The sequence below is a fragment of the Bradyrhizobium glycinis genome, from assembly GCF_016031655.1.
Lineage (GTDB): Bacteria > Pseudomonadota > Alphaproteobacteria > Rhizobiales > Xanthobacteraceae > Bradyrhizobium > Bradyrhizobium glycinis.
Genome location: NZ_JACCHQ010000004.1, coordinates 250,552 through 276,420, shown reverse-complemented (window position 1 = coordinate 276,420; position 25,869 = coordinate 250,552). Strand labels below are relative to the sequence as shown.

Below are 25,869 nucleotides of genomic sequence, written 5' to 3'. Positions count from 1 at the left end.
TGGCGAGACGAAGATGTCTCATGCCAACAGTACAGGACCGCACGCAGGATTTTTCATTGAAAGCGACGCGTTTGGCCGCGTTGAATCTGGTCAGACGCAGCGCCGGAGGTCGAATATTCTGAGGGCCGTTTGATCGTGCTGCCCTCGGCATCGTCTCAGTCGTAATGGCAGACGTAGATCTTTCGCACGGTCTCGATCGTACGCCAGATGCCGACGAAGCCGGGCTTCATCACAAAGCTGTCGCCGGCGCCGTACCTCCTGACCTCACCGCCCTTTTCCTCGATCTCGATGAGACCCGAGAGAATGTGGCAGAACTCGAAGGTGGTGCCCTTGATGGAATGGGTCTCGCCCGGCGTGGCTTCCCAGACGCCGGTCAGCAGCTTCTCGCCTTTCGAGGCGTCCTGTGCCCAGGTCTTGAAGGATGGATTGCCCGAAATGAGCCGCTCCGGGGCAGGCAGCGCGTTCTTCGGTGTGAAGTCCGGATTGGTGTCGATGGTGACCAGAAGCGACATGGCATTTTTCCTGTTAGTAGCCGAGTGTTCGATGTACGTCTCTGCCTGGCCTGGCGTGTCGAAGACGCCGGGAAAAGCGATTAGCCTCGCAAGATCTTCTTGAGCATTCATGGCGCCCAATCTTCCTGCGCGGTTTGCCGAACATCGAGAAGGTAGCTCCAAGTCGGAGCTTTCCCTGCCGAATTGCGTTGCAATACAGGCCGAAGATTTCGAAGAGGCGGCCCAAACAGGGGAAACCTGCTGGGTTTTCGTGCGATAGTGCGGCGAATACGCCCTATAGTGGCGGGAGAGAAACGGCGCGGTCGGGCGGGGACCGGCATCCCGCCAAGGAATGGACGAGTTGAAATGGGACGAACGGTACGCGTGAAGTCCTTTGAACTGGCCGCGAAGGACATCAATGACGTTGATGTGACGCTGCTCCACGCGCTCTCGACTGGGGTGGGCTGGCCGCATCGGCCCAAGGATTGGGATTTCTTGCGCCGCGCAGGTCATGGCATCGTAGCCGTTGACGGCATAGGACGCGTCTTCGGCAGCGCGATGTGGTTTCCACATGGCCACGACTTCGCGACGATTGGCCTGGTGATCACGTCGCCACGAACCCAGGCGCAAGGTACTGGCCGCTGGCTCATGGAGCAGGTGTTCGAGCGGTGCGGCGGCCGGAATTTGACCCTCAACTCAACCGATGCCGCATATCATCTTTATCTTTCGCTGGGCTTCACCAAGGAAGCCACCGTGTATCAGTGGCAAGGAGAAGTGGCGTCACCGCTCCCGCCGGTGCCGGCTCTCGACGGCGAATTGAGCTCGCTGTCCACCGAGAACATCGAAGAGATCGCAGCGCTGGATGAACGCGCTTTCGGAACAAATCGCCGGAAGTTGCTTGCATTGCTTTCAGAAGGTGCGTCAATCTGCGTTCTGAGCCGTGGCGGAGAGACCGTCGGCTATTCCATGAAGCGCGAATTCGGGCGCGGTCATGTGATCGGCCCCATCATCGCCAGCAATGATTGTGACGCGATCCATCTCACGGCCGTGCATCTCAAGGATCTCGCCGGACGATTCGCCCGCGTGGACACACGGGAGCAGACGGGTCTGTTTGCGGACTTTCTTCAACAGAGCCGCCTCGCTATGAACGACACAGTCACGACCATGTCCAGGGGACGCCGATTCCTGAACCGAAAGGAAAACGCGCCGTGGGTCTACGGATTGGCGGGTCACGCGTTGAGCTGAAGCTATGAAGCGTGCTCGCCGGCGGCGGATGCAGCGCATGAGTGTGTATCGCCTCGGGTGACGAGCCTCAGGAGGGTTCTGTTGTTGCTTCGGCCGTTGGCGTCCATTAGGCCCAACTAGCGAATCCAAGCGCACGAATCGTAGATTGGCTTACAAATTCGTGCAAATGGCGGAGAGAGTGCAAGTCGAACTCACGATTCATAATCATGGGCTGAACTTCGAACGGCGGCCGCCAGTATTGGCATGAAGTAGGCGCGCGAGATGTGCCGGGCAATTGTCCGGCATCCGCCACCATCACGAGCTGCTTCCGATGGAGTGCACAATCGTCGCGTTGGTCGCCAGCGCTACCGATAAGGGGTAAAAAATCGCACGAAATCCTAGTTTGGCGTGCAAAATCGCAGGTTTGGTAGCGGGGGAGGGACTCGAACCCCCGACCCCAGGATTATGATTCCCGTGCTCTAACCAGCTGAGCTACCCCGCCACAGGGATCGCGGCGGCGATTTGAGGCCGATCTCGCGAACGCGCGGCATATAAGGAAGGGGGCGGGGGTAAGTCAACGCTAAAAGCTCCGCCTTCGCCAAGGCTTCGACGGGACAAGTCGGCAAGAAAAGGCCATTCGGCGACGGATTTGCCCCTTCTTGGGACCAGACTCGGGGAGAGTCCCCCCTCACCCGGATCGCATCTGCGATGCGCTCCGGCCTCTCCCCGCAGGCGGGGAGAGGCGAAGAGCGCGAGAGGCGCGAAACCCTTATTTCGGCCTCACATTGGGATCGCCGCCGGGGCTGCCGGGGGGCGGGATCACCGGGGTGTTGCCGCCGGTGTCCGGCGCCGGGGCATGCATTTCGGGGTCGATGCCGGAGGGCGGGCAGAGCACGCCGTCGGATTTGGCGAGCTTGTCGCCGAGCGGTTCCCGGGACTGGCCGATGGTGGTGCCGTCCGATGAGCGATTCGGGCGGTCCTGCGGTGTGCAATTGGCCGCATGTTGCGGGGACGGCGGCGCGGTCTGTTGTGGCGGCGTCGCCGGGGCGGGCGGGGCCTGCGCGATCGCGCTGCCTGAGGCGGCGATCAGGAGGCCCACGAGAATGAGGTTTGTCGTGCGCATGGGAAGGAAACGCGCGCGCGAGGTCCCCTGTTCCCGCGGTTCGCAATCACGATTTGCGGTAGCGGATCAGCGAGAAATGCCCCATCGGCGGCATGGGCCTGCGCTCGGTGAGCGCGACGCCGCCGTGCCTTGTGGCCCACCCCTCGAGGCGGGCCCACGGGAATTCCGGGCGCCAGCCGAGACGGCGGGCGATCGGCGCGAAGGCGAGCTCGAACAGCTTTCGCGGACCGCTTTCCGCACCGATGTGGTTGACCAGGATCAGCTCGCCCCCTCGCTTGAGCACGCGCACGAACTCGTCGAGCGTGCCTTCGGGATCGGGCACGGCCGTGATGACATATTGCGCCACCACCGCGTCGAAGAAATTGTCGGGGAAGGCGAGGTTCTTCGCATCCATCACCGAGAGGACTTCGACATTGGAGAGACGCAGCGCTCGGACACGCGCCTGCGCCTTGCGCAGCATCGGCTCGGAGATGTCGACGCCGCAGACCTTGGTGGTGCGCGCGTAGTCGGACAGCGAAAGACCGGTGCCGACGCCGACGTCGAGGATGCGGCCGCCGATGCGGTCGGCCTCCGCGATGGTCGATTGCCGGCCGGCGTCGAACACCTTGCCGAACACGAGATCATAGACCGGCGCCCAGCGGCCATAGGCCTTCTCGACCCCGGCCCGCGAGATGTCTGCTGCCATGCCCCCTGCCCTTGCCCGAAGATTCTCTAAGGTGTGTTTGTTGGTGAGAACGGATCCTGCCCCGCGCGCGGTCTGGAGCCTCTCCCGCTTGCGGGAGAGGTCGCGCCCACCGGGTCGCGCCGAAGGCGCGCCCGACGACAGGCTCCGGCGCGGGTGAGGGTTGTCTCCGCACCGGGAGTATCCCATTGCGGAAGCACCCTCTCCCCCACGCGGGAGAGGGGGCGCACTTCCGGTGTCGCGAGAGTGCGGTCCGATCTCATGATGCTCAGCCGCGCACGGCTTCCGCGAGCGGGCGCGATGTGCCCGTGCCGACCTTGGCTGCGGCGCTCTGGATGAAGCCGCCGCCGAGCACGCGGGCCTGGCCGCTGGGTGCGTCGTAGAACACGCAGGCCTGTCCCGGCGAGACGCCCTCCTCGCCCGCGACGAGCTCGACCTCGTAACGGCCGTTGCTGCCGCGCAGCCAGGCCGGTTGGGGACTGCGGGTGGAGCGCACGCGCACGAACATCTCGAGGCCGCTTCCGACGGCGTGGTCGATGTCGCCGTCGCCGATCCAGTTGACGTCGCGCAGGGAGATGCGGTGCATCTTCAGCGCATCGCGCGGGCCGACCACGACGCGGCGGGTCGCTGCGTCCAGCCGCAGCACGAACAGCGGCGAGCCGGAGGCGATGCCGAGACCGCGGCGCTGGCCGACGGTGAAATTGGCGATGCCGTTGTGCCGGCCGAGCACGCGGCCCTCGAGATCGACGATGTCGCCGGGGTCCATCGCATTGGGGCGCAGGCGCGTGATGATGTCGGTGTAGCGGCCGGTCGGCACGAAGCAGATGTCCTGGCTGTCGTGCTTGTCGGCGACCGCAAGGCCGAAGCGGCGCGCGAGCTCGCGTGTCTCGGGCTTGGTCATGTCGCCGAGCGGAAAGCGCAGAAAGTCGAGCTGCTCCTGCGTGGTCGCGAATAGGAAATAGCTCTGGTCGCGATCGGCGTCGGCCGCGCAGACCAGCGCGCGCGAGCCGTCGCCCCGACGGCGCGAGGCGACGTAATGGCCGGTCGCGAGCGCCTGGGCGCCCAGCTCGCGGGCGGTCTTCAAGAGGTCACGGAATTTGACGCTGCGGTTGCACTCGATGCAGGGCACCGGCGTCTCGCCGAGCGCGTAAGAATCGGCGAAATTGTCGATGACGGACTCGCGAAAGCGGTCCTCGTAATCGAGCACGTAATGGGGAATGCCGAGCTTGGCCGCGACGTCGCGGGCGTCGTGGATGTCCTGGCCGGCGCAGCAGGCGCCCTTGCGGTGGGTGGCCGCGCCATGGTCATAGAGCTGCAGCGTGATGCCGACGACGTCGTAGCCCTCAGCCTTCAGCAGCGCAGCCGTCGTCGAGGAATCGACGCCGCCCGACATGGCGACGACGACCCTGGTGTCCTCGGGACGGCCTTCGAGATCCAGACTGTTGAGCATGGGCCTTAAAGCGTTGTGACGAGCGGCGACGCGCGATCCGCGATTGCTGTGCCTTCTCGGGGGACGGCGGCGATCCTCCGGAACCTTGGTTCCCGAAGAGCACGACTGCCCAAGTCGAAAGCGGCTGAGAGTAGCCTCTTTAATATAGGCGGCATTCCGGTGAAGCAATCGCGCGGGCCCCTCGCTTAGGGCAATTCTTGCCGGGGCGGCAGAAATGGCGGGGTCGGGGCCGGCTGGCCGGCGATGGGCCCACATCGCCAAAGCGTTGATTAAATTGCAGAAATCTCCGCTCTTCGGGGCTGGCCCGCTCCTTGCTCCCCCTGGTCCGAAGTTGCTTGCAAGGGGTTGCCTGTGGTCGGTCGGATGTCAGATGTCGTGGCAAGCGTGCAAATCCAGAGCGCGCAGCAGAAGCCTGCCCGGTCGCAAGCCCCGAAGGACACGCCGGCGAGTGGGGCGTTCGGCTCGCTGGTAGACAGCAACACGCAGGCCATCGGCAACAACGCGCCGGCGCAGGACAGCGCACCGCGCCGGAGCGAGCAGACCTCGTCCTCGCCGGCGGCCGAGCGGCCGTCGCGCGACACCCCGTCCACGGACCAGGCTTCGCAGAGCAAGGCGAGCGACGACGCCGACCCGTCGGCGGCGGCGGAGAATGACAGGGGCGAGGCGCCCGGCGATCCGGCCAAGGGCGCCGGCAAGGTCAAGGACAAGACCGAAACGGCGGACGCCAAATCGGCCGACAAATCCGACGAGACCGAGAGCGATACGACGCACGGCACCGAGGTCCTCACCGCCGCCGCCGACGCGGCTGCCGGCGCGCCGCCCGCCACGGCGCAGACCGCCCTGCCCGATCCCGGCATCATCGTTGCCGCGCCGGTCGTGCCAGTCGACCCGAATGCAGCTGCGAACCAGGCTGGCGATGCCGCCGCCGCGCCGCTCGCGATCGCCGCGGCAGGACTTGCCGCCAGCGCCTCCACTGCCGCCCAGATCGCCGGCACCAAGACCGATACCGCCACGACGAGCGACAAGAGCGCCAAGGCCAGTGCACAGGCCGCAGGCGCCGAGGTCGACGCCGAGACCACGACGACGCTCGGCGAGGCCGCGGCCGGCACCACCGAGACCGCCTCGACCGGACCAAAAGCTGGTGGCGGGCTGATGGCCGCGGTCAGCCAGGGCACGCCCAAAACCGCGTTCAAGGACGCCGCGACGGCGCAGGCACAAACCGACGTCTCGAATATCGGCCAAGACACCGGCAAGGCGAACCTCGCCACCGCGCAGGCTCCGGCACCGACCGCCAACGCCGCCCATGCGCAAGGCTTGAAGCCGCAGGCTGACAGCGTCGCGACCGAGGCGAAGGCTGGCGCCGCCGACCGCGCCGCCGATCCGGCCCAGGGCGCGCCGGCCGCGTCCGCGCATGCGGGCGCGCTAGCCACCCCTGCTCCGACGGATACCAGCGCACAGGCCGCTTCCGCCGTGCAGGCGCCGCTGACCAATACGACCTCGGCCGCCACCGCATCGACCGCGACGCTCACCGCGACCGCGGCGACCCACAATGCGGCCGTGCCGATCAGCGGCATCCCGATCGAGATCGCAGCCGCCATTCGCGCCGGCAAGTCGCGGTTCGACATTAGCCTCGATCCGGCCGAGCTCGGCCGCATCGACGTGCGCATCAATGTCGACCGCACCGGCAACGTCACCTCGCATCTCACGGTCGAGAAGCCGGAGACGCTGCAGATGCTGCGCCAGGACGCGCCGCAATTGCAGCGCGCGCTCGACGATGCCGGCTTCAAGACCGGCAGCAACGGTCTGTCCTTCAGCCTGCGCGACCAGAATTCATCGGGCCAGAATTCCGGCCAAAACAACGACAATGGCGGCAATGCCCGCCGCCTGATCATCAGCGAGGACGACAGCGTTCCCGCAGCGCCCATCGGGCGCGGCTATGGCCGCATGCTCGGATCGAGCAGCGGCGTCGACATCAGAGTGTGAGGAGTATTCGACAATGACCACCACGAATGCCGCCACCGCGCCCGCGGTCGTCTCCGGAACGACCGACGTTCCGAAATCCTCGTCGAGTTCGTCGATGAGCTCGACCACGGGGTCGACGCTCGCCGGCAATTTCCAGACCTTCCTGACCCTGCTGACGACGCAGCTGCAGAACCAGAACCCGCTCGATCCGCTCGATACCAACCAGTTCACCCAGCAACTGGTGCAGTTCGCCGGCGTCGAGCAGCAGCTCAAGACCAACGAATCGCTGGCTCAGCTCGTCACCCTGCAGCAAACCACGCAGGCGACCCAGGCGCTGGGCTTCGTCGGCAAGACCGCCCTGGTCGACGGCTCGACCGCGACGATGAAGAACTCGTCGGCGACCTGGCATCTCAACGTGCCGACCGACTCCACCGTCGAGATCTCGATCGCCAATTCCAGCGGCCAGACCGTGTTCACCGGCAAGTATACCGCCGCCGCCGGCACCGACATCCCCTTCACCTGGAACGGCATGGGCAATGACGGCACGCAATGGCCCGACGGCAAGTACACGATTTCCGCCACAGGCAAGGACGTCGCGAACAACAATGTCGGCATCGCCGCGCAGGTGCAGGGCGTGGTCTCGTCGGTCGACCTGACCCAATCGCCGCCGCTGCTCACCATCGACGGCGCCAGCTACACACTGAGCCAGGTGAAGAGCATCATTGCGACGAGCAGCAATTGAGGCTCGCTGCAACGACAAATTCAATGTCATCCCCGCGAAAGCGGGGATCCATAACCCCAGAGAGTGGTTGTAGCACGCAGCTGGTCACTCCGAGTCTTCGTCAAACCCCTGCCTGGGGTTATGGATCCCAGGCTCGCGCTGCGTGCGCCCCGGGATGACAGTTGAGGGCTTTGCAGCGTCGCTCATAGGCCCCAGTTGTTAGTAAAGTATTTACTTTCTGCCCCGCTCAGCCGGCCGAGATTGCGTCTTCCGCCCGCCGAGCCGGCCGCGTTCCCCCAAGATTCAACGAGAATTGTATTGAACCCTTAGGCTTAGCGGATTTTTAAGCCGCGGGGGTTACGGTTACGGCGTGAGTTCAGTGGTTGAGAGTTTGTGAGTACGCCATGACAGAACCCCATCGCCCGAGGGTAAAATACGTCATCGGGCCGGACGGCAGTCCGCTGACGATCGCGGATCTGCCTGCACCCGGCACCAAACGCTGGGTCATCCGCCGCAAGGCCGAAGTCGTCGCCGCTGTCCGTGGTGGACTTCTCTCCCTCGAGGAGGCCTGCAGCCGTTATACCCTGACGGTAGACGAATTCCTCTCCTGGCAGTTTTCCATCGACCAGCACGGTCTGGCGGGTCTTCGCACCACCCGCATCCAGCAATATCGCCAGTAGGCGATCCGGAAATCTGCGGTCTTTGACGAAAATCGGCCTCGCTTTGCGAGGCCGATTTTTTTCATGATGCACTTTTGTCCGACCTCTTAACCTTCGTTAACCATATCGAAACCATCACCTAGGCAATAATTGCCCAGTCGGCCTTTCCAGTGAAGCGGCCGAAGCTGTGGGGCGGTTGCTTGCAAGGGCTTGCGGACTTTCTGAAGAGTATCGGTGCCGCCCGGTTCGGGGCGATGATCGCGGTCACCGCCGCGCTCATCGGCTTCTTCGCCTTCGTCATCATGCGCGTCACGACGCCGCAGATGACGACGCTGTTCACGGATCTGTCCGTGGAAGATTCCTCCAGCATCATCAAGGACCTGGAACGCCAGGGCATCCAGTTCGAGATCCGCAATGAGGGCTCCATCATCATGGTGCCCAAGGACAAGGTCACGCGGCTGCGAATGAAGCTCGCCGAGGGCGGCCTGCCCAAGGGCGGCGGCGTCGGCTACGAGGTGTTCGACAAGTCGGACGCGCTCGGCACCACCTCCTTTGTTCAGAACATCAATCACCTGCGCGCGCTCGAGGGCGAGCTCGCCCGCACCATCCGCGCCATCGACCGCATCCAGGCCGCCCGCGTCCATCTGGTGCTGCCCGAGCGGCCGCTGTTTGCGCGCGAGGCGCCGGAGCCGTCGGCCTCGATCGTGGTGCGCGTCCGCGGCTCGCTGGAAGCCCAGCAGATCCGCGCCATCCGCCACCTCGTCGCCTCCGCCGTCAACGGGCTGAAGCCGCAGCGGGTCTCGATCGTCGACGAGGCCGGCCAGCTGCTCGCCGACGGCGCCCAGACCGATCCGGAGCAGGCCATCGGCGAGGAGCGCCGCATCGCCTTCGAAAAGCGCATGCGCAAGCAGGTCGAGGACATCGTCTCCTCGGTGGTCGGCTCGGGCCGCGCCCGCGTGCAGCTCTCCGCCGATTTCGACTTCAACAAGATCACACAGACCTCGGACAAGTTCGATCCCGAGGGCCGCGTGCTGCGCTCGAGCCAGACCCGCGAAGAGCAGAGCATGACCGCCGACAACAACGGCCAGGTCACCGTCAACAACGAACTGCCGGGCAACCAGCAGAACAACGGCGTCGCCGCCAAGGACCAGAGCAAGAAGACCGAAGAGACCAACAATTACGAGATCTCCCGCACCACCAAGACCGAGGTGACCGAGGCCGGCCGGGTCAACCGCATCTCGGTCGCGGTGCTGGTCGACGGCATCTACACCAAGAACGACAAGGGCGAGCTCGCCTACCAGGACCGCACCAAAGAGCAGCTCGACCGCATCGCCACGCTGGTGCGCTCGGCAATCGGCTTCGACCAGAAGCGCGGCGACCAGGTCGAGGTCGTCAACCTGCGCTTCGCCGACGCCCCCTCCACCGCCCCGATCGGCGAACCTGGCGGCCTCCTTGGCATGCTGCAGTTCACCAAGGACGACGTCATGTACTTCGTCGAGCTCGGCGTGATGATGCTGCTCGGCCTGGTCGTGCTGTTCCTGGTGATCCGCCCGCTGGTCAAGCGCATCCTCGCTTCCGACGAGGTCGCCGCCGCCATCTCCGGGGTGCTGAGTGGCCCCGCCGCCTCGGAAGAGCCGGCGCCGGCCACCGGCCAGCCGCTGCTGCCGAGCGGCGCCGCCAGCGCCATCGACGTCGCCACAATCCAGGGCCAAGTCCACGCCCAGTCCGTTCACCGCGTCGGCGAGCTCGCCGAGCGCAACCCCAACGAAACCGTCGCGATCATCCGCCAGTGGCTGACTGAACCGGCGAAATAACCAAAGCCAAGTGCATCAAGAAGTGATCTGACATGGCCGCCTCCTTGCAAAACGCCAACTCCAACGACATCACCAGCGTGATCTCCACGCTCGGTCAGCGCGCCGGCAGCCGTGAGGGCGGCCCCAAGACCCAGGGCCTGGCGGGGCCGAAGCGTGCCGCGATCCTGATGCTGGCGCTCGGCGAGCAATATGGCGGGAAGATCTGGGGCCTGCTCGACGACGACGAGGTGCGCCAGCTCTCGCTGGAGATGTCGACGCTCGGCACCGTCGAGGTCGACACCGTCGAGGACATGCTGCTCGAATTCGTCTCGCGCATGTCGGCCTCGGGCGCGCTGATGGGCAATTTCGACGCCACCGAGCGGCTGCTCCAGCAATACCTGCCGCCGGAACGCGTCAACGGCATCATGGACGAGATCCGCGGTCCCGCCGGCCGCAACATGTGGGAGAAGCTCTCCAACGTGCAAGAAGAGGTGCTCGCCAACTACCTCAAGAACGAATACCCGCAGACCATTGCCGTGGTGCTGTCGAAGCTGAAGCCGGAGCATGCCGCCCGGGTGCTCGCCATCCTGCCCGAGGAGCTCGCGCTCGACGTCATCAACCGCATGCTGAAGATGGAGGCGGTGCAGAAGGAGGTGATCGAGAGCGTGGAGAAGACGCTGCGCACCGAGTTCATGTCCAACCTGTCACAGACCCGCCGCCGCGACGCCCACGAAGTGATGGCGGAAATCTTCAACAATTTCGACCGTCAGACCGAAACCCGCTTCATCACCTCGCTGGAAGAGGACAACCGCGAATCCGCCGAGCGCATCAAGGCGCTGATGTTCACCTTCGACGACCTGGTGAAGCTCGATTCCGGCTCCGCCCAGACCTTGATGCGCAACGTCGACAAGGACAAGCTCGGCGTCGCGCTGAAGAGCGCCAACGAGGACGTCCGCAACTTCTTCTTCGGCAACATGTCCTCACGCGCGGCCAAGATGCTCCAGGACGACATGGCGGCGATGGGCCCCGTGCGCCTGCGCGACGTCGACGAGGCCCAGGCGCTGCTGGTCAATCTCGCCAAGGACCTCGCCGCCAAGGGCGAGATCATGCTAACCAAGAACCGCGCCGACGACGAGCTGGTGTACTGATGGCCGCTCCGGCAAAATTCCTGTTCGATACCGACTTCGCGGCGCCCGAACGCTCGACGCGCGAGAAGGCCGCGACCGCGGCCGAGATCGCCCAGAAGGTCGCGGAGGCCGAGGCGCGCGCCTACCAGGACGGCTTTGCCGCCGGCCAGCGCGAGGCCAAGGCCGAGAGCGACCGCCGCGTCGCGCTCGCGATGGAAGAGATCAACATCGCCATCCGCGGCGTCGCGGCTGGCATTGGCAACATCGAGATCAAGATGGAGACCGAGGCGGTCGAAGTTGCGGTCGCGGTGGCGCGCAAGCTGTGCGCCGACCTCGTCGCCGCCGAGCCGCTCGGCGAGGTCATCGCGCTGGTCAAGGACTGCTTCTCGCATCTGGTCGCGACACCACATCTCGTCGTCCGCATCAACGATGCGCTCTACGACAGCGCGCGCGAGAAGATCGAGCGGCTCGCCAAGCAGAGCGGCTTCGAGGGCCGGCTGGTGATCCTGGCCGAGCCGGACATTGCCACCGGCGACTGCCGGATCGAATGGGCCGATGGCGGCGTCGTGCTGGAGCGCGGCGCCATCGCGGCCAAGATCGACGAAATGGTCGGACGCTATATCGCGTCCCGTAGGGGGAGCTAAACCATGAGCGACACCGACGGACAGGTCCCGCTGCCCGATCTCAACGGCCCGATGCCGCCTGCCGGCACCGACGTCGGCTACAACGAGGACGAATATGCGGCGCGCGCCGCCGCCGACCTCGAAGCGGTGTTCGACGTGCCGGTGCAGGTCTCGGCCGTGCTCGGCCGCTCCAAGATGGACGTCGGCGAGCTCCTGAAGCTCGGACCGGGCACCGTGCTCGAGCTCGACCGCCGCGTCGGCGAGGCCATCGATATCTACGTCAACAACAAGCTGGTCGCCCGCGGCGAGGTCGTCCTGGTCGAGGACAAGCTCGGCGTGACCATGACGGAAATCATCAAGGCCGACCGCGGCTGACACGCAAGGACATGACGCGCGACGGCGCGAGCAGACGGACAGGAGACTGACATGCGGCTTCTCATCGTTGGCACATTGAAGGGCCAGCTCACCACCGCCACCAAGATCGCGATGGAGAACGGCGCCACCGTGACCCATGCCGAGGATCACGAGCAGGCGATGCGCGTGCTGCGCGGGGGCAAGGGCGCCGACCTCCTGCTGGTCGACGTCGCGCTCGACATCCGCGACCTCGTGCTGCGGTTGGAAGCCGAGCACATCCACGCCCCTATCGTCGCCTGCGGCGTCACCAACGATGCCCGCGCCGCGGTCGCCGCCATCCATGCGGGGGCCAAGGAGTACATCCCGCTGCCGCCGGATCCGGAGCTGATCGCCGCGGTGCTGGCTGCCGTCGCCAACGATTCCCGCGAGCTGGTCTATCGTGACGAGGCGATGGCGAAGGTGATCAAACTCGCCCAGCAGATCGCGGGCTCGGACGCCTCGGTGATGATCACCGGCGAATCCGGCACGGGCAAGGAAGTGCTGGCCCGTTACGTTCACACCCGCTCGGCTCGTGCCAAGCGTCCGTTCATCTCGATCAACTGCGCCGCGATCCCCGAGCACCTCCTGGAATCCGAGCTGTTCGGCCACGAGAAGGGCGCATTCACCGGCGCCGTCGCCCGCCGCATCGGCAAGTTCGAGGAGGCGACCGGCGGCACGCTCCTGCTCGACGAAATCTCCGAGATGGACGTCCGCCTCCAATCCAAGCTCCTGCGCGCCATCCAGGAGCGCGTGATCGACCGCGTCGGCGGCACCAAGCCGGTTCCGGTCGACATCCGCATCATCGCGACCTCGAACCGCAATCTCGCCGAAGCCGTGCGTGAGGGCACGTTCCGCGAGGACTTGCTGTTCCGCCTCAACGTCGTGAACTTGAAGATTCCGCCGCTGCGCGAGCGTCCCGCCGACATCCTGGAGCTCGCCCAGCATTTCGTGAAGAAATATGCCGACGCCAACGGCGTGCCGCTGCGTCCGCTCTCGGCCGAGGCTCGCCGCGTGCTCTCCGCCAACCGCTGGCAGGGCAACGTCCGCGAGCTCGAGAACACCATGCACCGCGCAGTCCTGATGGCCCAGGGCGACGAGATCGGACCCGACGCCATCATCACGCCGGACGGCGACCGGCTCGACCTCGCCAAGACGCCCCCGGCCGTGGCGCACGCCACCATGGCCGCCGAGCAGGTGACGCGCGCGCTGGTGGGGCGCACCGTCGCCGACGTAGAACGCGACCTGATCCTGGAGACGCTGAAGCACTGCCTCGGCAACCGCACCCATGCCGCCAACATCCTCGGCATCTCGATCCGCACGCTGCGCAACAAGCTCAACGAATACGCCGACGGCGGCATCCCGATCCCGCCGGCGGGCACGCCGGGTGAATATCCGCGGATGCCGATGATGGGGGCGTGAGGGCTCCACGCCGGTCGAGAATGCAGATGCCCGGGCTCAGTCCCGGGCATCTGTTTGAGTGCAGGCCGCCATTCCTCGTCATTGCGAGCGCAGCGAAGCAATCCAGAATCCCTCCGCGGTGACAGACTGGATTGCTTCGCTGCGCTCGCAATGACGGTGGAGAGAGCGCTCCTCGCATAACGGGAGCGCGCCACGCGACTAGGCCATCGGCGCGCCAGGCCCTATAACGCGCCCGAGAACCACACCGAGGGTGAACATGTCTGAAGCTCAAATCACGGATTGGCTGGCGTCGCAGAGGCAGGCGATGATCGACCTGCTCCGCGACGTCGTGAACATCGATTCCGGCTCCTACGACAAGGAAGGCGTCGATGCGGTCGGTGCGCGGTTCGAGCGGCATTTTGCCGAGCACGGCATTCCGTTCCGGCGAGAAAGCCACGGCACGTTCGGCGATGCGATCCATGCCGAGGTGGCAAAGCCCGGCAGCAACGAGAAGCCGGTGCTGTTGATGGGGCATCGCGACACCGTGTTCGGCAAGGGCGAGGCGGCGCGGCGGCCGTTCACGATCCGGGATGGCCGCGCCTATGGACCCGGTGTCGCCGACATGAAATCGGGCCTCGTCATGAACGTGTTTGTGGCCACCGCCTTCCACAAGTTCGGCGGCTCACCGCATCCGATCAAGGTGCTGATCACCTCCGATGAGGAGATCGGCTCGCCCTCCTCGCGCCCGGTGATCGAGCGCGAGGGACGCGCGGCCCGCGCGGTGTTCAATTCCGAGCCGGGCCGGCCCACGGGCAACGTCGTCACCGGGCGCAAGGGCGGCATCTTCATGCACATGGCGATCACCGGCAAGGCCGCGCATTCCGGCGCCAACTTCGCCGCCGGCGTCAGCGCCATTGGCGAGCTCGCGCACAAGATCGTCCAGATCCACGCGCTCACCGATCTCGACAAGGGCATCACGCTCAATGTCGGCCTCGTCTCGGGCGGTCAGTCCGTCAACACGACGGCTCCGTACGCGGAAGGGCAGATCGACCTGCGCTATGTCGATCCGGCCGATCGCGCGCGGATCATGGGCGCGATCGAAAAGATCGTTGCGACCTCCTATGTGCCGGGCACCAGCGCGACGCTGTCGATCAAGGGCGAATTCGTGCCGGTGGTGCAGAGCGCGGAGTCCAAGGCGCTGTTCGAAGGTTATCAGGCGGCCGCAAGGCAGGTGGGCCTTACCACGCTGCAGGGCGAGTTCTCCGGCGGCTGCGCCGATTCCGGCTTCACCGCCGCCGTGGGCACGCCGACCATCTGCGGCCTCGGCCCGGTCGGCGGGCTCGCGCACACGCCGGAGGAATATTTGGAGCTCGACAGCATCGTGCCGCGCGCACAGGCGCTGGCGCTGGCGATCCTGCGGGGGTAGCCGCCACGCACTCCGTCGTCATGCCCGGGCTTGACCCGGGCATCCACGTCGATCCCAAATTGCCGATGCACGTGGATGGCCGGGTCAAGCCCGGCCATGACGAGGAGAGAGGCGGCGCGCACCCGTGGGTACGCATTCGCCTCACGAATAACTCGGCGCATCCGGCTTGCGGAAGATGTGGATGGGGTCGCCCGGCACGATCGGAGCGCCAGAGAACATCGCGTAGGCGTAGAGCGCGAGATAGGCAATCGCGAGCGCGCCGATGGCGTAGAAGATAAAGGTAGCCACGCGCTTCATCGTTCCGCTCCATGCGTCCGGCGGGACAGCCGAGGAGCGCTTCTAGAGCGATGAGGCGGAAAAGGCCAGCCTGCGGGCGCGGATCAAATGCCGCGCCGGCCGCGCGCGGGCAGGCTGACATCGGCGAGCCGGGCCGCGTCTTCGTCCTGATCGACCGCCACGTACTGGCCGTGCCAATAGGCCAGCGCGGCATTGCGCGTCGAGCTCCTGATGTCCCTGACGCGGCCGATGACGATGCCGTGCGAGTGCCGCTCGACGATCTCCTCGACTTCGCAATCGAAGGCCGAGAGCGCGCCGACCAGCAGCGGAACACCCGAGACGGCCGTCACCCATTGGCTGCCTGCAAAGCGATCCGCTCCCTTCAGCCCGCCCCTGCCGGCAAAGCGTTCGGCGACCTCAAGCTGGTCGGCATTGAGGATGTTCACGCCGAAAGCGCCAATGCGGCGGATCAGCGGAAACGACGAGGCGTCGCGGTTGATGCTGACCAGCAGCGTCGGCGGCTCGACCGACAGTGAGGTCACCGAGGTCACCGTCATGCCGGTGATGTCCTTGCCCCGCCCAGCAGTGATGACGCTGACGCCGCCGGTGAGATGGCGCATGGCGCCGCGGAAATCGGCGGACGAGACGGGAATTTCGGTCATGAGATCGCGGGGCACTACATTCATGGCATTGCTCCCCGCAAGCGGGGTTCCCTTTATTTAGGTACGATCGTCCGCCGACAAAAGGTGGCTCAGAATCGAGCCTTCGAGACCGGCAAGGTCGGCCGAGCCGCGCTGGCGCGGCCGGGCGGCGTTGACCGTGACGTCATGGGCGATGCGGCCCTCCTCGATGACAAGCACGCGGTCGGCAAGCGCGACGGCTTCGGAGACGTCGTGAGTCACCAGGATCGCGGTAAAGCCCTGGTCACGCCAGACCCGCTCGAGGAGCCGCTGCATCGAGATGCGGGTCAGCGCATCCAGCGCGCCGAGCGGCTCGTCGAAGGCGAGCACGCGCGGGCGGGAGACCAGCGCGCGGCCGAGCGCGACGCGCTGCTTCTGGCCCCCTGAGAGAACCGAGGGCCATTGCTCGCGCTTGTCGGCGAGGCCAACCTCGGTCAGCGCCTTCTCGGCGCGGGCATGCGCATCGGTGGAGGCACGATCGCGGCCGAGCCCGACCTCGACATTGGCGAGCACGCGGGCCCAGGGGAGCAGCCGCGGCTCCTGGAACATCACCCGGATATCCTCGGGCTGGATGTCCTGACCGAAGCTGATGCTGCCGGCATCGATCTTCTCCAGCCCGGCGATCAGGCGCAGCAGCGTGCTCTTGCCGCAGCCGCTTTTGCCGACGATCGCAACGAACTGGCCGGCGGGAATGTGCAGGTCGATGCCGCGCAGCACCTCGTTGTCGCCGAACGACTTTCGCAGGCCACGGATGCTGAGCGGCAGGCCGCTGGCCTGAATTCGGCGTTCGTCTTGCCGCTCCTCGCGCACCACGCGGGCGTGAGGGGCGAAATTGGCGCGGCTGGCGAGCTCGGTCTCGGGAAGGGAGGTACGAAGCGCTGTCTGCATGTGATTCCCAGTATCCTTGCTCAACGTTTCTGGAAGGCGGGGTGCCAGGAGAGCGTCAGACGCTCCAGCACGCGCGAGGCGCTGTCGGCGAGCTTGCCGAGCAGGGCGTAGATCAGGATCGAGAGCACGACGACGTCGATCAACATGAACTCACGCGCCTGCATCGCCATGTAGCCGAGGCCGGACGAGGCCGCGATGGTCTCGGCGACGATCAGCGTCAGCCACATAATACCAAGCGCGAAGCGGATGCCGACGAAGATCGAGGGCAGCGCGCCCGGGAAGATCACGCGGCGGAACAGCTCGCCATCGGTCATGCCGTAGATGCGGCCCATCTCGATCAGCTGCGGATCGACGGTGCGGATGCCGTGCAGCGTGTTGAGATAGATCGGGAAGAACACCCCGAGCGCCACCAGGAACAGCTTTGCGCTCTCGTCGATGCCGAACCAGAGGATGACGAGCGGGATCAGCGCCAGGTGCGGCACGTTGCGCACCATCTGCAGCGTGGTGTCGGTGAGCCTGGCCGAGAGCTGCGACAGGCCGTTGGCGAGGCCGAAAGCGAAGCCGATGCTGCCGCCGATCAAGAAGCCGATCGAGGCGCGCCAGAACGACACCCAGATGTTGCGGACGAGCTCGCCGGAGAGCAGCAGCTTCCAGCCTGCGAGCACGACGTCGCTCGGCGCCGGCAGCACCCGCGTCGGCACGAAGCCGGTCACGCTCGCGACCTGCCAGATCCCGATGATGGCGAGCGGCACGATCCACTGGATCAGGCCATCGATGCGCGGCAGGCTGATGCTGCGCGGTAGGGAGATGCTGTCGATCAGGCTCATGACTGCGACACCCGATGCTGCGGACGGAAATCGCTGCCGACCGTCTCGCCGAACGGCCCACCGTTGAAATGCAGCTTCGTCACGTTGGAAGGCTGCTCCAGCGCGAGCAGCGGGAACACCAGCTCGGCGAAGCGATAGGCCTCCTCCAGATGCGGGTAGCCCGACATGATGAAGGTATCGATGCCGAGATCCTGATATTCCTTGATGCGGGCCGCCACCGTCTCGGCGTCGCCCACCAGCGCGGTGCCGGCGCCGCCGCGCACGAGGCCGACACCAGCCCACAGGTTCGGGGCGATCTCGAGCTTGTCGCGCTTGCCGCCATGGAGCTGCGCCATGCGCTGCTGGCCGACTGAATCCATGCGGGCAAAGTTCTTCTGCGCCAGAGCGATGGTGTCGTCGCTGACATGCCTGATCAGCTCGTTCGCGGCGCGCCAAGCCTCTTCATTTGTCTCACGGACGATGACGTGAAGGCGGATGCCGAAGGAGAGTTTGCGGCCACGAGCGCTGGCGACCTCCCTCACTTTCGCGATCTTCTCGGCAACGAGTGCCGGCGGCTCGCCCCAGGTGAGATATTTGTCGACGGTGTCGACGGCGACGTCGATCCCCGCATCGGAGGAGCCGCCGAAATAGAGCGGCGGCCGCGGCGACTGCACGGGAGGAAACAGCAGCTTGCCGCCGTCGATGCGGATGTGCTTGCCCTCGACATTCACCGTCTTGCCGGCGAGCAGGTCGCTGTAGACGTTCAGGAACTCGCGGGTGACTTCGTAACGCTCGTCGTGGCCGAGAAAGACGCCGTCGCCCTTGTTCTCGACGGGATCGCCGCCGGTGACGACGTTGACGAGCAGCCGGCCGTTCGAGATGCGATCGAGCGTCGCCGTCATGCGCGCGGCAACGCTCGGCGATTGCAGGCCGGGGCGAACGGCGACGAGATAGCGCAGCCGCTCGGTGAACGGCGCTACACTGGAGGCGACGATCCAGGAATCCTCGCAGGACCGTCCGGTCGGCAACAGCACGCCGAAATAGCCGAGCTGATCGGCGGCCTGCGCGATCTGGCGCAGATAATTGAAGTTGACCTCGCGGCCGCCGATGCCGGTGCCGAGATAGCGGCCGTCGCCGTGCGTCGGCAGGAACCAGAGGATGTTGGCGTTGGATTGGCTCATGGATTGCCCCTAGCCGTAAGTCGTGCCGACGGCGGCCGCGACGATGCCGATCGACAGCACGATGGCTGCGATCACGCGTTGAACGATGCGCTTCATGTTCAGACCTTTGTGGACGGGAAGATCGGTCGGCACGGTCAGGCTGCCGGGTTGCGCCAGACGATGTCGCGGATTTGAATCGGCTTCGGGATGAGGCCGAGCTTGTAGAAGCGGTCGGCGACGCCCTGCTGGGTCGCGACGATCTCGTCGGTGACGGGGCCGACCACGAAGTTCGCGCGATTGGCGGCGACGGTCTGGATATCCAAGGGAACGCCGGTGATCGCGGCGAGCGATTTGGCCACCTCGTCGCGGTGCTGCTCGGCCCATTGGCCGGCCGCGGTCGTCACCTCGACGATCTGCTGCAGGATCGTCCCATGATTCTTCGCGAACTCGCGGCCCGCGATGTAGAACGAATTGGTCTTGGTGACCTCGCGCGCATTGATCAGGATGCGGCCGTTCTGCCTGGTCTCGCCGATCGCGAAATAGGGATCCCAGATCGCCCAGGCCTCGATGCTGCCATTGGCGAAGGCGGGACCGGCGTCCGGCGGCGTCAGGTAGACTGGCGTGATATCGGCATAGGTGAGGCCGGCTTTCTCCAGGGTCTGGACCACGACGTTATGGGCGCTGGAGCCCTTGGTGAAGCCGATGCGTTTGCCCTTAAGGTCGGCGATGTCGCGGATCGGTGAATCCTTCGGCACCAGGATGCCCTGGCCGTTGGTGATGGGCTGGCCGGCGGCATAGACGATCGCCGCGCCCGCGGCCTGGGCAAACACCGGCGGGGAGTCGCCGACCGCGCCGAAATCGACGCTGCCGACATTCATCGCCTCCATCATCGGCGGGCCCGAGGAGAACTCGATCCACTTCACCTCGATGCCTGAGGCTGCGAAATGTTTTTCCAGCGCAGCCTGCTGGCGCGTGATGACCAGCACGCCGGTCTTCTGATAGCCGATACGGATTTCCTTCACCGCGCCTTGCCCGATCGCGGGTGATGCGAACGCAGCGGCGACCGCCGTTCCAACTGACAGTTTCAGAAAGTCTCGACGCTGCATTCCACGCTCCATTCACGTTCCGGAATGATGGTGCGCATCATCGGAAGTGTCGAGACATCCGGGAAAATAGTGATGCGCGCACTGCGGTTCGTGCTGCGCGCGCGATCAATCTTTCAAGCGGCAAGGCGAATGAGGATGGAATTTTTCTGCACGCGAATGTGAGAGATGCACGAAGTGGTCGAGCCCGGACCAGCGGAACATAAAAAGTCGCAAAACAACCCCATGCACAGTAGCCGGGGCGTGCGAAAACAAGGACTTACGTATTATCCGAAGTGCGTTTGACTCGTCGGGCAAAACAGGGCCAAAATGGCATGATGGCAGCGTTCGGGTCAGAGGCGGTCACCGGCCTAGTGCAGCCACCTCACCGGCAGATTCTGCAGCCCGCGAAAGGCCCAGCCGCCGATCCGCACCTCTTCGTCCTCGGCGAGCTCGATGCGCGAGGCGCGCGCGAACAATGTCGGCAGCGCGACGTCGGCGATCATGGCGCGCGAGGCGAAGGCGCCGGCGCAGAAGTGCGGGCCGGCACCGAAGGCGACGCTCTTGGAGGTGTCGCGACGCACATCGAACTCATCGGCGCGCTCGAAATGCTTCTCGTCGCGGTTGGCGGAGCCGAACATCAGGAACACGCGTTCGTCGCGTTCGAAGGACACATCGCGAATGGTCCAGGGCTTGGCGATGCGGCGCGGCGACATGCCGATCGGCGAGATCCAGCGGGCATATTCCTCGAAGGCCTGCAACCACGACACTTCACCGCGCCGGACCAGATCGAGCTGGTCGGGATGGGTCAGCAGCGCCCAGACCGTGCCGGCGATCGCCTTGCGTGGCTCATTCTGGCCGCCTGATATCGCGAGCTTGACGTTGGCGCGCACGCTCTCCATTGGCATGCCCGAGGCGAGGAGCACGCCCAAAATGCTCTGGTCGGGTTGCTTGCGCATCACCGGCAGGATGTCGTCGATCGCGGCATCGATGCCCGCGGTTGCCGCATGACAGCGCGCCTCGACCGCGGGGTCGCCGGCATAATTGGCGATGCCCTCGATCATGCCTTGCGACCACGAATCCATGTCCTGAAAGCCGATATTGGTGAGGCCGGTGATCGACTTCAGGCATTCGCCGGAGAACGGCAACGCGAAGTCGCGCATGAGATCGATCCGGCCCGGTTGAAGCGAAGCGATGATGCGATCCGCATGGGCCTGGAACTGGGCGGTCCAATGCGCCTTCACCGTCTTCGGCGAGATCGTCGGAAACATCGCGCGGCGCTCGACGAGATGCGCCTCGCCGTCCTTGCGCATCATGTTGTGGCCCATCAGCCGGTTCATCAGGCCGGCCGGCTGGTGCGAGGAGAACACCTCGATCTGCTTCTCGGAGATCGAGATGTCGTCACGGCTCGTCAGCAGCGTCGAGCCGAGCTGCGGCACGAACGCGATCGGCGCCTCTTTCCGCATCTTGGCGAGCATCGGATAGGGATCGGCCCAGAAGGCGGCCGGGTCGATGTCGATGCGCGGCGCGGTACTCAAGCTTCCCTCCCTTGGCGTCTCCTCGATGCCAAGGCTAACGCCTTCGCAAGCCGCCGTCTGTCCCCACCGATTGGGACGGCCGTTTCGGGGGGCACCTTCAGGAGCAAAGGCCGCCGGCACGATAAACCTGAGAACTTTCAGCTAGTTATAATATGAACGCGACGCCCGGCATGCGTTCACCCGATGAATTCGGGACAAAGTTGCAATTGAGTTCCCCCGAAGGGCATTGCTATCAATGGCTTGGACGAGAAGCACAGGGCTCGAGTGGGCGTGCATACCGTGCCTCTGCGAGCCGGATGGGCTACCGGGGACAATGACGGGCATCGATTTCGAGCAGATCGTGGACCGCATCCACGAGGCAGCGACGGTTCCAGAGCTCTGGCCGGATGTTCTGGAGCAAATCGCCCATGCCGCGGGCGCGCATGGCATGGTCATGATCACCACGGACTCCGATCAGTGGTCCGGTGTCTGGAATGGCGTCGTGACGTCGCCCTCGATCCGCGAGGCCTTCTCGGCGTTCCTGAATAGCGACCTCTCCAGCCGGACCGAAACGACCCCGCGACTCCTGGCGCTCGATCATCCCGGCTTCGTCGGCGAGCAGGAGGTGTTTTCGCCGGAAGAATGGGACCGCGATCCATATCGGGTGGAATGGAACAAGAAGTGGGGCTTCGAGCACGCTTGCGCGACGGCGGTCCGCAGCCCGTCCGGTGAGATCATCGTCTTCCATATGGAAAGACTGGCCGGCCGCCCCGCATTTTCGCGGCAGGACCTCGATTTTCTCGACCGCTTTCGTCCCCATCTCGCGCGGGCAGCTTTGCTGTCGACGCGCTGGCGGCTCACCCGGATGCGGGCGGCAACCGAGGCGTTATCCCTGGTCGGCTTGCCGGCCCTCGCGATCACGCGCTCCGGGCGGGTTCTGGCCGCGAACGCCTTGATCGAAGGCATGACCGATGTTCTGCAATGGTTGCCGAAAGACCGGATCGCCATCAAGGACCGCACGGCCGACACCCTGCTGCGCGCCGGCCTGGCTCAACTCGATGCGCCGGAAAAGGCCGTGTGCTCCTTCGCCGCGCGCCGCACCAGCGATCTCGATCGGGTGGTCCTTCATCTTGTTTCGATGCCGGGCGAAGCCCGCGATCTCTTCGATGGGGCGGTTGGCCTCCTCATCGCGACGCCGGTCGCCGCCTCCCAGGCACCGAGCCTCGCCCTCATTCGCGGCCTGTTCGATCTCACTCCCAGCGAGGCGCGCGTTGCGCGCGGAATTGCGCAAGGACAGACGATCGGCGACATCGCGGCGCATCACGGACTCAGCCGCGAAACGATCCGCACGCAAGTCAAGGCCGTCCTCGCCAAAACGGGAACGCGTAACCAGAAGAGCGCAGCTGCGCTCTTCGGCGCGATCCCCAAATTGCCGCTGAGAGATTGAGGCTGCCCCCGGCAGGGCGGGATAATCGCGGTTGAATTTTCCAGAGGTCGTCATGCCCGGGCTTGTCCCGGGCATCCACGTCCTTTGTATTGTGTGGAAAGGCGTGGATGGCCGGGACAAGCCCGGCCATGACGCTGTGGAGACAGTTGGGGCGCATAGCCACATCTCAAATGCAACAGCCCTGCCCCGGCAGGGGCAAGCTCCGCTTCACCCAAATGGGTGAAGACACAGGCCGGCGCTCCGGGTTCAACTCCCCCCAAATTGGATGTCTGGCGAGAAGCGGCGGCGATGGCGGGACCGGAATTTCCGATTTTTCAAGTGACCCTGGCGCAGCGCAGGCGCAGGACATGGAGCTGGAGCGTCTGCACCGTTCAAGGCGCGGTGGTGATGCAGGGCCGGGAATCTAGTCGGCCGGCCGCAAAGTACCAGGCCGAACGAGCGCTGTTCATGCTGCTGCTCACCGCGCCCTATCGCTCCCGACTTTCCGTATAGTCGATGCGTCCCTTGAGCGCTGCAGGGTTGCCGACGCCTTAGTTTGTACTGCCCGTCAGCAGCCGCAGCACGATCGCAAACAATTCGCCCTGCGAGGAGATGCCGAGTCGCTCATAGGCGCGCTTGCGGTAGGTCAGGGTCGAATGCAGGCTGATGCCGAGTCCTTGCGAGATCGCCTCCGAGCTGAAGCCTGCGAGGATGCGGCGGCAGACCTCCTGCTCGCGCGGGGTGAGCGTGTAAAGCGGCGCGCGCGTGGCGAACAGGGTCGCAAGATCGGACGTCGGCTTCTCCTGGAAATGGCGCGCGACGCTGGCCGCGATCGCCGGCGCGATGGCCCCGAGCCGCCTGCGCTGGACGGCGCTGAAGCGGCCCTGCGCGGCGATCCGATAGAAGTTGACGTAGAAGCAGGTGTTACCGGTCCAGACCGCGGTCGCGCATTTGTCGACGATGCCGGAATCCTGGAAGAAGATCTTGCGGTAGCGCGCGCCGTACATGCGCGGCGCGAAGTGAGGCAGCATGATCGGCGCGCCGCCCTCGCCTTCGAACAGCGCATCGCGGTTGGGATCCGTTTCGTGAAACTGGCCGGCATAGGCCGCCCCGAGATCGCCGCCGATCGGGATGTTGCCGGCATCGAGGAGGCAGCTTGCCGCGCCGGCCCGGCTCAGCGCGAACACCATGCAATGGCCGACGTCCGCCTGCCGGCGCAGCGTGTCGATGAGAACGTTTGGAAAATCGGAGCGGCCGATGGCGAGCACCGCGGGCGTGACATCGCCGGCCGACGGATGTGTCGGCACCGCCCGAGACCGCATTGTTTCCTCCGTCAGCCGCTTGTTTTGCGGGAGGATAGCAGCAAGGTGATTTTCGGGGAAGGCACAGGGGCCCGCGTCTGCGGAGCTGGGCCGCAATCACGTTCCAGCAGAACACAAGGACGTTCAGCTCGACGTCCGCTTCGGCGCCGCGAACGGCTCTCGGTCAGCGCCCAGACTGCGGGTCAATAGCCGACCTTAGCCACTTGCCTTGTTTTCACAACGGCGCGCCAAAGCCAATCTTGCGGCAGGCCATCCACAAACGATGCAGATCATCGTCCGATGGAGCATCCGAATGATCCATGCCGGTTTCAATGCACGCATTCTTCAGTTCTCTGTATTGCGGCGATCCGTAGAAATAGAAGCTCACAAGCACGACGAGGGCCAAGCCTATACCCATCATCGCGCGCCGCATCAGCCTTTGCCGTCTTTCATGAGTTAGCTCCTCTCATTTGATGAGGTGACGTGCAAGCAGAACCACGACGCACATCGCCGCTATAGAAATCCCGAAAGACAGGGGCACTATTGGAAACGCACGCGACGAATTTCCGCTCACAAACAGGTACTGCAGCGCGATCGCTGTCAACTTCCAAACAAAGAACCAAAGTATCCCAATGCCCGCAGCAGCGATTAACGTACAACCAGCGCCACTCGCCCTCGCAGAGGTCGAGCTTGCTTCGACCGGAGCTAATGCTCGCTCGCTCGTTGAGCTGTCGGCGGTTGTTGGCGCTCGTAGCAGCAAGAATGCCGATGCCGTGAAAAGGGCGATGATCCCGACCGCAAGGGTAAGAAGCGCCAAACCCATTTCCGACTTCCTCGCGACCGCACCCGCGGCTTACATCATCGTTTGGTTGCGTGTGCCCTGCATGTCAACCGATTGCGCCGCAGATGCTCAATTTTGGATAAACAGCGGTGTGACCGCTTTGGGCTCACGAGCGGAAGTGAAATCCTGCCCAGCTTTTGCGTCTTTAACGGCGGCCGAGACCAAACATTCAGCCCACCGGCCCCAGCGTCCAATTGTCTCCTGACAGCGGGATGACTCTGACGTCGTGGATGACGCCGCGCTCCAGGCTTGGATCGAAATGGCGCATCGTGCGCTCGTTGAAGTCGATGATGCGGCCGGGCCTGAGTGGTCCCACGTCGTTGATCTTGACGATGGCCTTCTTGCCGACGGCCTCGACCAAGGCGTACTTCGGCCGCTCACCGAATTGGACCCCACCGAATTTCCGGCGCAAGCTCGTCTTGATGGCAGCCGTCCAGGCGGAGGGATCGTAGCGCTCACCGGAGGCTGTCTTAGGACCGCCCTCCTCCCTGCCGGGCTTGAACGGATTGTACATGGATGCAGCGCCGACGACCGCATCCCCTGAGGCGGCGCCGACGGCGACATTGGTGTGAACTTCGCGCGATTCACTTCGAGCAACAGTGACAGAAACGGCAAGCGCAAGCAGGGCGCCGCAACATGCGGCGCTCGAGCGGAACGGCATCATGACTCCTGTGATTTTTTAGATCGCCGGTTCCCGAAACCCGCAAACAGTGCAAGCGAACGCGGACGCGTTCATGAAGCTTGCACCGGATTTTTGCGGATTCGCGCCAACCCCTTGGCTGGAACCGATGTGCGAACCAAAGCGGTTCCCACGCAGTGT

General features: G+C 65.0%; 27 protein-coding genes and 1 tRNA gene. 12 read left to right on the top strand and 16 right to left on the bottom strand.

Annotation, left to right across the window (positions count from 1 at the left end; genetic code table 11):
* Window positions 1-155 precede the first annotated feature (155 nt).
* Window positions 156-512, bottom strand: a complete 357-nt coding sequence (locus HZZ16_RS10015; RefSeq protein WP_197948296.1) for a cupin domain-containing protein — start codon at window positions 510-512, stop codon at window positions 156-158.
* Window positions 513-857: 345 nt separating this feature from the next.
* Here HZZ16_RS10015 and HZZ16_RS10010 point away from each other — a divergent pair, with 345 nt between their 5' ends.
* A complete protein-coding gene (locus HZZ16_RS10010; RefSeq protein WP_197948295.1) occupies window positions 858-1,736 on the top strand; it encodes a GNAT family N-acetyltransferase in 879 nt (292 codons plus the stop codon).
* A gap of 404 nt (window positions 1,737-2,140) precedes the next feature.
* Here the strand turns inward: HZZ16_RS10010 and HZZ16_RS10005 are convergent.
* From HZZ16_RS10005 to mnmA, 4 genes are all read right to left on the bottom strand, one after another.
* A tRNA-Met gene (locus HZZ16_RS10005) sits at window positions 2,141-2,217 on the bottom strand.
* A gap of 267 nt (window positions 2,218-2,484) precedes the next feature.
* Complete coding sequence (locus tag HZZ16_RS10000) at window positions 2,485-2,838, bottom strand: hypothetical protein (protein ID WP_197948294.1); 354 nt, start codon at window positions 2,836-2,838, stop codon at window positions 2,485-2,487.
* A 46-nt stretch (window positions 2,839-2,884) separates the two neighbouring features.
* Window positions 2,885-3,523 carry a class I SAM-dependent methyltransferase gene (locus HZZ16_RS09995; RefSeq protein WP_197948293.1) on the bottom strand — a complete coding sequence of 213 codons (639 nt, stop codon included), beginning with the start codon at window positions 3,521-3,523 and terminating at the stop codon, window positions 2,885-2,887.
* 265 nt (window positions 3,524-3,788) lie between these two features.
* Window positions 3,789-4,970: a tRNA 2-thiouridine(34) synthase MnmA gene (gene mnmA, locus HZZ16_RS09990; protein ID WP_197948292.1), complete on the bottom strand. Its 1,182-nt coding sequence runs from the start codon at window positions 4,968-4,970 to the stop codon at window positions 3,789-3,791.
* Window positions 4,971-5,321: 351 nt separating this feature from the next.
* On the opposite strand from mnmA, the gene HZZ16_RS09985 reads away from it, so the two are divergent.
* The 9 genes from HZZ16_RS09985 to HZZ16_RS09945 all read left to right on the top strand — a co-directional run bounded on the left by HZZ16_RS09985 (window position 5,322) and on the right by HZZ16_RS09945 (window position 15,072).
* Window positions 5,322-6,953, top strand: coding sequence for a flagellar hook-length control protein FliK (locus HZZ16_RS09985; RefSeq protein ID WP_197948291.1), 1,632 nt, complete (start codon window positions 5,322-5,324; stop codon window positions 6,951-6,953).
* Between the two features lie 13 nt (window positions 6,954-6,966).
* Window positions 6,967-7,674, top strand: a complete 708-nt coding sequence (locus HZZ16_RS09980) for a flagellar hook assembly protein FlgD (protein ID WP_197948290.1) — start codon at window positions 6,967-6,969, stop codon at window positions 7,672-7,674.
* Between the two features lie 383 nt (window positions 7,675-8,057).
* Window positions 8,058-8,333 carry a CtrA inhibitor SciP gene (gene sciP, locus HZZ16_RS09975; RefSeq protein WP_002714638.1) on the top strand — a complete coding sequence of 92 codons (276 nt, stop codon included), beginning with the start codon at window positions 8,058-8,060 and terminating at the stop codon, window positions 8,331-8,333.
* 179 nt (window positions 8,334-8,512) lie between these two features.
* Window positions 8,513-10,126: a flagellar basal-body MS-ring/collar protein FliF gene (fliF, locus tag HZZ16_RS09970; protein WP_197948289.1), complete on the top strand. Its 1,614-nt coding sequence runs from the start codon at window positions 8,513-8,515 to the stop codon at window positions 10,124-10,126.
* A 32-nt stretch (window positions 10,127-10,158) separates the two neighbouring features.
* The gene (gene fliG, locus HZZ16_RS09965; RefSeq protein ID WP_197948288.1) at window positions 10,159-11,253 is read left to right on the top strand and encodes a flagellar motor switch protein FliG; all 1,095 of its coding nucleotides are present in this window, start codon (window positions 10,159-10,161) and stop codon (window positions 11,251-11,253) included.
* Window positions 11,253-11,876: a FliH/SctL family protein gene (locus tag HZZ16_RS09960; RefSeq protein WP_197948287.1), complete on the top strand. Its 624-nt coding sequence runs from the start codon at window positions 11,253-11,255 to the stop codon at window positions 11,874-11,876. The genes fliG and HZZ16_RS09960 overlap by 1 nt, the downstream gene beginning before the upstream one ends.
* Window positions 11,877-11,879: 3 nt before the next feature.
* Entirely contained in the window at window positions 11,880-12,230 is a 351-nt protein-coding gene (gene fliN / locus HZZ16_RS09955; protein ID WP_172784664.1) for a flagellar motor switch protein FliN, read from the top strand.
* A 51-nt stretch (window positions 12,231-12,281) separates the two neighbouring features.
* Window positions 12,282-13,667 (top strand): sigma-54-dependent transcriptional regulator FlbD, encoded by a 1,386-nt coding sequence (gene flbD / locus HZZ16_RS09950; RefSeq protein ID WP_197948286.1) that lies wholly within the window; start codon window positions 12,282-12,284, stop codon window positions 13,665-13,667.
* A gap of 256 nt (window positions 13,668-13,923) precedes the next feature.
* Window positions 13,924-15,072 (top strand): M20 family metallopeptidase, encoded by a 1,149-nt coding sequence (locus tag HZZ16_RS09945; RefSeq protein ID WP_197948285.1) that lies wholly within the window; start codon window positions 13,924-13,926, stop codon window positions 15,070-15,072.
* A 141-nt stretch (window positions 15,073-15,213) separates the two neighbouring features.
* Here the strand turns inward: HZZ16_RS09945 and HZZ16_RS09940 are convergent, their stop codons facing one another.
* The 8 genes from HZZ16_RS09940 to HZZ16_RS09910 form a co-directional block, all read right to left on the bottom strand.
* The gene (locus HZZ16_RS09940) at window positions 15,214-15,369 is read right to left on the bottom strand and encodes a hypothetical protein (protein ID WP_197948284.1); all 156 of its coding nucleotides are present in this window, start codon (window positions 15,367-15,369) and stop codon (window positions 15,214-15,216) included.
* Between the two features lie 83 nt (window positions 15,370-15,452).
* Window positions 15,453-16,034: a flavin reductase family protein gene (locus HZZ16_RS09935; protein WP_197948283.1), complete on the bottom strand. Its 582-nt coding sequence runs from the start codon at window positions 16,032-16,034 to the stop codon at window positions 15,453-15,455.
* A 33-nt stretch (window positions 16,035-16,067) separates the two neighbouring features.
* Window positions 16,068-16,916 carry an ATP-binding cassette domain-containing protein gene (locus HZZ16_RS09930; RefSeq protein WP_197948282.1) on the bottom strand — a complete coding sequence of 283 codons (849 nt, stop codon included), beginning with the start codon at window positions 16,914-16,916 and terminating at the stop codon, window positions 16,068-16,070.
* A gap of 20 nt (window positions 16,917-16,936) precedes the next feature.
* Complete coding sequence (gene ssuC / locus HZZ16_RS09925; RefSeq protein ID WP_197948281.1) at window positions 16,937-17,743, bottom strand: aliphatic sulfonate ABC transporter permease SsuC; 807 nt, start codon at window positions 17,741-17,743, stop codon at window positions 16,937-16,939.
* Window positions 17,740-18,903 carry an FMNH2-dependent alkanesulfonate monooxygenase gene (gene ssuD, locus HZZ16_RS09920; protein ID WP_197948280.1) on the bottom strand — a complete coding sequence of 388 codons (1,164 nt, stop codon included), beginning with the start codon at window positions 18,901-18,903 and terminating at the stop codon, window positions 17,740-17,742. Before ssuD ends, ssuC begins: the two co-directional genes overlap by 4 nt.
* Before the next feature lie 9 nt (window positions 18,904-18,912).
* The gene (locus tag HZZ16_RS37890) at window positions 18,913-19,035 is read right to left on the bottom strand and encodes a hypothetical protein (protein WP_283815775.1); all 123 of its coding nucleotides are present in this window, start codon (window positions 19,033-19,035) and stop codon (window positions 18,913-18,915) included.
* A gap of 2 nt (window positions 19,036-19,037) precedes the next feature.
* Complete coding sequence (locus HZZ16_RS09915) at window positions 19,038-19,988, bottom strand: sulfonate ABC transporter substrate-binding protein (RefSeq protein ID WP_197948279.1); 951 nt, start codon at window positions 19,986-19,988, stop codon at window positions 19,038-19,040.
* A 347-nt stretch (window positions 19,989-20,335) separates the two neighbouring features.
* Window positions 20,336-21,502, bottom strand: coding sequence for a cytochrome P450 (locus HZZ16_RS09910; RefSeq protein WP_197948278.1), 1,167 nt, complete (start codon window positions 21,500-21,502; stop codon window positions 20,336-20,338).
* Window positions 21,503-21,815: 313 nt separating this feature from the next.
* Here HZZ16_RS09910 and HZZ16_RS09905 point away from each other — a divergent pair, with 313 nt between their 5' ends.
* Together HZZ16_RS09905 and HZZ16_RS09900 are read left to right on the top strand one after the other, a co-directional pair.
* Window positions 21,816-22,928: a helix-turn-helix transcriptional regulator gene (locus tag HZZ16_RS09905; RefSeq protein ID WP_197948277.1), complete on the top strand. Its 1,113-nt coding sequence runs from the start codon at window positions 21,816-21,818 to the stop codon at window positions 22,926-22,928.
* 288 nt (window positions 22,929-23,216) lie between these two features.
* Complete coding sequence (locus tag HZZ16_RS09900; protein ID WP_197948276.1) at window positions 23,217-23,420, top strand: hypothetical protein; 204 nt, start codon at window positions 23,217-23,219, stop codon at window positions 23,418-23,420.
* 38 nt (window positions 23,421-23,458) lie between these two features.
* Here HZZ16_RS09900 and HZZ16_RS09895 read toward each other — a convergent pair whose 3' ends face one another.
* From HZZ16_RS09895 to HZZ16_RS09885, 3 genes are all read right to left on the bottom strand, one after another.
* Window positions 23,459-24,229 (bottom strand): helix-turn-helix transcriptional regulator, encoded by a 771-nt coding sequence (locus tag HZZ16_RS09895; protein ID WP_197948275.1) that lies wholly within the window; start codon window positions 24,227-24,229, stop codon window positions 23,459-23,461.
* Between the two features lie 214 nt (window positions 24,230-24,443).
* Window positions 24,444-24,641 carry a hypothetical protein gene (locus HZZ16_RS09890; RefSeq protein WP_197948274.1) on the bottom strand — a complete coding sequence of 66 codons (198 nt, stop codon included), beginning with the start codon at window positions 24,639-24,641 and terminating at the stop codon, window positions 24,444-24,446.
* 577 nt (window positions 24,642-25,218) lie between these two features.
* Window positions 25,219-25,710 (bottom strand): septal ring lytic transglycosylase RlpA family protein, encoded by a 492-nt coding sequence (locus tag HZZ16_RS09885; protein WP_283815774.1) that lies wholly within the window; start codon window positions 25,708-25,710, stop codon window positions 25,219-25,221.
* Window positions 25,711-25,869: the final 159 nt, after the last annotated feature.